The organism is Actinomadura logoneensis, assembly GCF_003428695.1.
In the GTDB taxonomy this organism is placed as follows: domain Bacteria; phylum Actinomycetota; class Actinomycetes; order Streptosporangiales; family Streptosporangiaceae; genus Spirillospora; species Spirillospora logoneensis.
Genome location: NZ_QURH01000898.1, coordinates 1 through 6,725, shown reverse-complemented (window position 1 = coordinate 6,725; position 6,725 = coordinate 1). Strand labels below are relative to the sequence as shown.

At 74.4% G+C, this 6,725-nt stretch carries 7 protein-coding genes; 5 read left to right on the top strand and 2 right to left on the bottom strand.

Going from position 1 to position 6,725, the window contains the following annotated elements; translation table 11 throughout:
* Positions 1-56: 56 nt before the first annotated feature.
* Complete coding sequence (locus DZF91_RS30295) at positions 57-647, bottom strand: hypothetical protein (protein WP_199486992.1); 591 nt, start codon at positions 645-647, stop codon at positions 57-59.
* A gap of 97 nt (positions 648-744) precedes the next feature.
* Between DZF91_RS30295 and npdG the strand changes: the two genes are divergently transcribed.
* The 4 genes from npdG to DZF91_RS30275 all read left to right on the top strand — a co-directional run bounded on the left by npdG (position 745) and on the right by DZF91_RS30275 (position 4,132).
* Positions 745-1,446, top strand: coding sequence for an NADPH-dependent F420 reductase (gene npdG, locus DZF91_RS30290; protein ID WP_117360507.1), 702 nt, complete (start codon positions 745-747; stop codon positions 1,444-1,446).
* 64 nt (positions 1,447-1,510) lie between these two features.
* Positions 1,511-2,572: a potassium channel family protein gene (locus tag DZF91_RS30285; RefSeq protein ID WP_235834663.1), complete on the top strand. Its 1,062-nt coding sequence runs from the start codon at positions 1,511-1,513 to the stop codon at positions 2,570-2,572.
* A 356-nt stretch (positions 2,573-2,928) separates the two neighbouring features.
* Positions 2,929-3,285, top strand: coding sequence for a hypothetical protein (locus DZF91_RS30280; RefSeq protein WP_147341457.1), 357 nt, complete (start codon positions 2,929-2,931; stop codon positions 3,283-3,285).
* Positions 3,286-3,298: 13 nt separating this feature from the next.
* Complete coding sequence (locus tag DZF91_RS30275; protein WP_235834662.1) at positions 3,299-4,132, top strand: hypothetical protein; 834 nt, start codon at positions 3,299-3,301, stop codon at positions 4,130-4,132.
* Positions 4,133-4,183: 51 nt separating this feature from the next.
* Here the strand turns inward: DZF91_RS30275 and panB are convergent, their stop codons facing one another.
* Positions 4,184-4,996: a 3-methyl-2-oxobutanoate hydroxymethyltransferase gene (gene panB / locus DZF91_RS30270; protein WP_235834664.1), complete on the bottom strand. Its 813-nt coding sequence runs from the start codon at positions 4,994-4,996 to the stop codon at positions 4,184-4,186.
* A gap of 341 nt (positions 4,997-5,337) precedes the next feature.
* Between panB and DZF91_RS30265 the strand changes: the two genes are divergently transcribed.
* Positions 5,338-6,725, top strand: a 1,388-nt coding sequence (locus tag DZF91_RS30265) for an MFS transporter (RefSeq protein ID WP_199486991.1), incomplete at its 3' end; no start/stop codon positions are given.

The window sequence follows — 6,725 nt, the reverse complement described above, 5'->3', positions numbered from 1 at the left end:
GCCCCGACCGAGGGGCGGGCGTGGCGGCCGAGGGCGGGTGCGGCGCCGTGCCCGGCTCAGCCGTCGATGACCGGGCCGGTGACGGCGTCCAGGAGGCGGGCGAGCCGGTCGCGCAGGCCGCGCCGCGGCCGGGCGGGCTCCTGTCCGGCGGCGGCGCTGACCAGGTGCTGGGCGCCGTCGAAGGTCACCAGCGGATCGGCGGCCGGGACGGTCAGGGCCTCGTGCGCGAGGCCCTGGAGCTCCCGGTCGCCGCCGTCCAGGGCGAGGATCGTCGCGCCGACCCGCCGCGCGTCGTCCACCCGCTCCAGCAGCGGGACGGGCGCCTCGTCCTCCGCGACGACCAGGAGCGTCTCGCCGCGTCCGGCGGCCTCGATCCGGTCGAGCCCGACCGCCAGGTGCGCGGGCGCGTCCGGCGGCGGCGACCACCGGACGAGCGTGGGGGACAGGCCCGGCAGCGCGTTCAGGCTGCTCTCGTCGTCCAGGTGGGCGGCCAGGTGCCAGGGCTCGCCGGCCGGCGTCCCGACCAGCAGCAGCCCGCCGGGCGTGCGCGCGCTGACCCGCAGCGCCCGGCCGAACTCCCCGGTGCGCTCCAGCCAGCCGGTCGCGGCCAGCACCTCGCGCAGCATCATGACGTGCTCGGCGTCCATGGACCCCATCGTGGCCCAGACCCGGCCCGGGACGTGCGGTTTCCGGGGCGACGGGCCGCGCGCGGCCCGGTCCTGGGGGTTTGGCAGACTCGACGCCATGACTGATCAGCCGAAGAAGAGCCCGCACGACCTGCCCGACGTGTCCGGCCTGAGCATAGGGATCCTCGGCGGCACCGGGGACCAGGGCAAGGGCCTGGCCCGCCGGTTCGCCCTCGCCGGGCACAAGGTCACCATCGGCTCCCGCAGCGCCGAGCGGGCCGAGCAGGCCGCCGCCGACCTCGGCGCGGACCTGGGCGTCCGGGGCGCGGCGAACGCCGAGGCCGCCGCCGGGGCGGACGTGGTGATCGTCGCCGTCCCCTACGACGGGCACAAGGCCCTGCTGGAGTCCCTGCGCGACGACCTCGCGGGCAAGATCGTGGTGGACTGCGTGAACCCCCTCGGCTTCGACAAGAAGGGCGCCTTCGCGCTCCCGGTGGAGGAGGGCAGCGCCGCCCAGCAGGCCGCCGCCGTGCTGCAGAACACCGAGGGCGCGCGGGTCGTCGCCGCGTTCCACCACGTCTCGGCCGTCCTGCTGCTCGACCCCGAGGTGGACGAGACCGAGCTGGACGTCCTGGTGCTCGGCGACGACCGGGAGGCCACCGACATCGTCCAGGCCCTCGCCGGACGCATCCCCGGGATGCGCGGCGTGTACGGCGGGCGCCTCCGCAACGCCCACCAGGTCGAGGCGTTCACCGCCAACCTGATCTCCATCAACCGCCGCTACAAGGCCCACGCGGGCCTGCGCGTCACCGACGTCTGACCCCTCCCGGCGCTCTCGCCCCGCTCACGGAACGTGACCGTTCGTGCTGCTACGGTAGCGTTCCGTGGAGACGCGGGGGAGGGCGGTCCGGCCGGCCCGGGTCATGCTGCCGTCGCGCCGGCGCGGGCCGATGCGCGCGGTGCTCCGCCGCGTCGGGCTCGCCGTCGGGCTGCTGCTGCTCGTGGTCGTCCTGGTCTACCTCGGCCGGGACGGCTACCGCGACGGCGCCCGCGCCCGCATGTCGCTGCTCGACTGCCTCTACTACGCCACCGTGACCGTCTCCACGACCGGCTACGGCGACATCGTCCCGGTGAGCTCCGGGGCGCGGCTGGTCAACACCGTCATCATCACGCCGGTCCGGGTGCTGTTCCTCATCGTCCTGGTCGGGACGACGCTGGAGGTGCTCGCCGAACGCACCCGCGAGGACTGGCGGCGAGCGCGCTGGAGGGCCAGGGTGCGTGACCACTTCGTGGTGGCCGGGTTCGGCACCAAGGGCCGCAGCGCCGTCCGGACGCTGCTGCGCAACGACATCTCGCCGCACGAGATCGTCGTGGTGGACCCGGATCCGGCGGCGGTCGCCGAGGCCACCGCGGCTGGGGTCGTCGGCGTCGTCGGCGACGCCACCCGCCGGACGGTGCTGCGCCAGGCGGCGGTCGAGCGGGCCCGCGAGATCGTGGTCGCCGTCGAGCGCGACGACACCGCCGTGCTGATCACCCTCACCACGCGCCAGCTCAACCCGGACGCGGGCATCCAGGCGACCGTGCGGGAGGCCGAGAACATCCCGCTGCTGCGGCAGAGCGGCGCCGACCACGTGGTCGTGTCGTCCGAGACCGCCGGGCGGCTGCTCGGCGTCGCGGCGCTGCACCCGCACCTCAGCGCCGTCATGGAGGACCTGCTCCAGCGCGGCAGCGGCCTGGACCTGGTCGAGCGGGAGGTCCGCCCCGAGGAGGTCGGCGGCCCGGCCGGCGCGGTCGCCCAGCCGGTGGTCGCGGTCGTCCGGGACGACCGGACCCTGCCCTACGACGCCCCCGCCTGCGGGACCCTGCGCGCCGGGGACCGGCTGATCGTCGCCCGCTCCACCGAACCCGACCCGCACGCCGGGGACTACGAGGGCCGCGCCCTCTGACTCCGTCTCCCCAAGTGGCGCTCTGCGGGCTTCGGCCGCTGCCCGCTCGGTGCTGGAGGACGTCCGGGTCCGGGGGAAACGGACATCGCCCAAATCGGAAAAAATCAAGGAAATCGGCGGAGCGGTGGCCGGGTCCCCGGCGTCCAAGTGCTGACGTGGGGGGACGTGAGGGGAATGGCCGACGCGATCCGGCGGACGCCGCGACCGGGAGGCGGAGCGACGCGCGGACGACCGCGCGGACACCGCGAGAACCCGGTGCGCGAACCGGTGCGGCGCGGGCATCCTGGGAGTTGTCGCGGCGGTTCCGCCGCGGCCGGACGGCGTCCTATGATCGCCGTACTAGAGGGCAGGTGAAGATGAGGCAGAACCGGTCGGCCGATCCGTGGAGCGCGTTCCTGCGTCCGCAGGGACCCCCCGCGCAGACCGGTCACGGCGGCACGTTGGCCCGCTCCGCGCCGCCCGCGGGCGGCCCCGTCGGCGGTCGCGGCGACGGCGACCTCGACGACGCCGGGCTCTCCGAGGCGTCCCGGCGCGTCCTGGCGCGGCTCACCGACGCCGGGCGTCCGCAGTCGCTGGAGCAGTTGCAGCGCGGCACGGGTCTCGGCCTGCTGGAGATCGCCGACGCCGTGGAGGACCTGTGCGCCCGCGGCCTGGTGACGGTGGAGCGCGAGGTCGACGAGATCGTGCGGCTGGCGCCGTCCGGCGACCGGTGACCGGGGCGGGCCGGTGACGGGGTACCTGGTCACGGTCATGCTCGCCTGCCTGGTCGGCGTCGCCGAACTGGTCAGCCGCTACCGGGACCGTCCGATCACGCTGGTCCGGGTGCCGAGCACCTGGGCCTACGTGCTGATCAACGGCGCGGCGGGCGCGGGCTCGCTGCTGCTCCTGCGCACCTTCCACTGGGAGTTCGGGGTGAAGTCGCCGCACATGCTCGGCGCGGCGCAGGTCCTGGCGGCCAGCCTCGGCTCGATGATGATCTTCCGGAGCGCGGTGTTCACCGTGCGGGTCGGCGACGAGGACGTCGCGGTCGGCCCGTCCACCCTGCTGACCTCGCTGCTCGCCGCCGCCGACCGGGGCGTGGACCGGGTGCAGGCGCGCAGCCGCGCGCAGGACGTCGGCCGCATCATGGAGGGCGTGTCGTTCCCGCGCGCCCGGCTCGCGCTGCCCGCCTACTGCCTGGGCCTGCTGCAGAACGTCTCCGCCGAGGACCAGGCCGACCTGCGCACCGCCGTGGACGCGCTCGCGGGCTCCGACATGTCGGACGGCCAGAAGACGCTGAACCTCGGGCTGCTGCTGATGAACGTCGCCGGTCCGGACGTCCTGGACGCCGCCGTCCGGAGCCTGCACAAGGAGATCCGCGAGGAGGACCCGGAGACGACCGCGAGCGACGTTCCGGCCGAACCGCCGGATGAGCGGCACCCGGCCGTCCCCGCGCCACGCCCGCCCGAGAGCGGCGAGTCCGCCGTGCCCGCCGGCCGGACGCCGGACGAAGCACGGACGTCGGGGAACGGCCAGGGCCCCGCCGCGTCCCGCACCGACACGGGACCCGACAGGGCCTGACCGCCGTCCGCCACCCAAGGGCGGCGGACCGGGCTCCGAGCGGGAGCCGACCTACTTGTAGCTGTAGTCCGGCGTCGGGAAGGCGCCGGACACGACCTCGTCGGCGAACTCGCGGGCCGCGTCGCCGAGCAGCGTGAACATGTCGGCGTACTTCTTGACGAACTTCGCGGTGTGCGGGGTGAGCCCGGCCATGTCCTGCCAGACCAGGACCTGCGCGTCGGTGCCCTCGCCCGCGCCGATCCCGATCGTCGGGATGGACAGCGCGGCGGTGACCCGGCGGGCCAGCTCGTCCGGGACGCACTCCAGCACGACGGAGAACGCGCCCGCGGCCTCCAGCGCCTTGGCGTCGGCGAGCAGCTGCTCGCCGTCCTCGCCCCGGCCCTGCACCCGGTAGCCGCCGAACGCGTTCACCGACTGCGGGGTGAGGCCGAGGTGCCCCATGACCGGGACGCCGGCCGCGACCATGGCCTCCACCTGCGGCAGGATCCGGCGTCCGCCCTCGACCTTCACCGCCTGGACCCCGGCCTCCTTCATGAACCGGGCCGCGGTCGCGAGCGCCTCGGGGACGCTCGCCTGGTACGACCCGAACGGGAGGTCGGCGACGACCATGGCGCGCCGGGCGCCGCGGACGACGGCGGCGGCGAGCGGGACGAGGTCGTCCACGGTCACCGGGAGGGTGGACTCGTAGCCGTAGACGACCATCGCGGCGGAGTCGCCGACGAGCAGGACGGGGATCCCCGCCTCGTCGAAGACGCGCGCGCTGAGGGCGTCGTAGGCGGTGAGCATGGGCCACTTCTCGTGCCGCGCCTTGGCGGCGGCGAGGTCCCGTACGGTCACCCGGCGGGTTCCCTGGCCGCCGTACAGGGCGGTCGGCTGGGCGGATCCCCGCTGCTGCGCGGATCCCTGCTGGGCGGGGGACGGGGAAGCGGACACGTCAGAAGACACGGTGTACCTCCAGTCTCGAGGCGCCACGGTGGCGTACCCGGACGGAACCGATGATTCCACCAGAACAACCGCCACGGAACCCCCGGCGATTCCCCGCCCCGACCGGACCCCCCCGCGCCGGGGAGGCCCCGGCGCCAGAGTTTCGAAACGCTACGGTTGCGTATCTGAAGTCGTCGGCGTACGCTCATTGCGCAACGCCTCCGTAGCGCAATTTTCTTCCCGCCTCCCGCACCACCCCCGAACCGTTTCCAAGGAGCCCTGTGGATCCCCAGACCATCCAGCGGCGACGCTGGTACGTCCTCGGCGTGCTGACGGTCAGCCTGCTCGTCGTGGTCCTGGACAACACCATCCTGAACGTCGCCCTCAAGACCATCGCCGACCCGCACGACGGGCTCGGCGCCACCCAGAGCCAGCTGGAGTGGTCGATCAACTCCTACACGCTGGTGTTCGCCGGCCTGCTGTTCACCTTCGGGGTGCTCGGCGACCGGCTCGGCCGCAAGCGGGTGCTGCTCGCCGGCATGGCGATCTTCGCCGTCGCCTCGCTCGCCTCGGCCTACGCCCAGTCGCCGACCCAGCTGATCTGGGCCCGCGCGCTGATGGGCCTCGGCGGCGCCGCGGTCATGCCGCAGACGCTGTCCATCATCACCAACGTGTTCGAGCCGAAGGAGCGTCCGCGCGCCATCGCGCTGTGGGCGGGCGCGGTCGGCCTCGGCGTCGCGATCGGCCCGATCACCGGCGGCCTGCTGCTGGCCCACTTCTGGTGGGGCTCGGTCTTCCTGATCAACGTCCCGGTCATCGTGGCGGGCGCCGCGGCGATCGTGTTCCTGGTGCCCGAGTCCCGCAACCCCGAGCGCGGCGGCCTCGACCCGGTCGGCGTGCTGCTGTCGATCATCGGCCTGGTCGCGCTGTCCTACGGCATCATCCGCGGCGGCGACAAGGGCGCGTGGGGCGCGGCCGACGTGCTGCTGCCGATCGCCCTCGGCGTGCTGGTGCTGGCCGCGTTCGTCTGGCACGAGGCGCGCACCGAGCACCCGGCGTTCGACGTCCGGCTGTTCCGCGACCCGCGGCTGTCGGCGTCGGTCGCGGCCATCGCGCTGTGCTTCTTCGCCGCCGGCGGCGTCTTCTTCTTCTCCAACTTCTACATGCAGTCCGTGCGCGGGCTGAGCCCGCTGGAGTCCGGCGCGATGGTCATGCCGTTCGCCGTCGCGCAGCTGGTGTTCTCGCCGCGCAGCGCGTCCATGGTGCGCCGGTTCGGCGCCAAGGCCGTCTGCACCGTCGGCCTGCTCGCGGTGACCGGCGCCCTCGTCGGCTACCAGTTCCTGGACGTGGACACTCCGCTGTGGGTCCTCGGCGTCATCTTCTTCGTGCAGGGCGCGGGCATGGCGAACGTCATGCCGCCCGCGACCGAGGCCGTCATGTCGGCGCTGCCGCGCGAGAAGGCGGGCGCGGGCTCGGCGCTCAACAACACCGCCCGCCAGGTCGCGGTCGCGCTCGGCGTGGCCGTGCTCGGCTCGGTGATCTCCTCGATCTACCGGTCGGACCTGCACGACAGGCTCGCGGCGCTGCCCGCGGCGGCGCGCGAGGCGGTCGGCCAGTCGATCGCGGGCGCGCACCAGGCGGGCGCGGTCGTCCCGGCGGCCCGGGCCCT

Bases quoted from the DNA above. Each gene is read 5' to 3' on its own strand.
- DZF91_RS30295 (WP_199486992.1), bottom strand. From the start codon at position 647: ATGGACGCCGAGCACGTCATGATGCTGCGCGAGGTGCTGGCCGCGACC.
- npdG (WP_117360507.1), top strand. From the start codon at position 745: ATGACTGATCAGCCGAAGAAGAGCCCGCACGACCTGCCCGACGTGTCC.
- DZF91_RS30280 (WP_147341457.1), top strand. From the start codon at position 2,929: ATGAGGCAGAACCGGTCGGCCGATCCGTGGAGCGCGTTCCTGCGTCCG.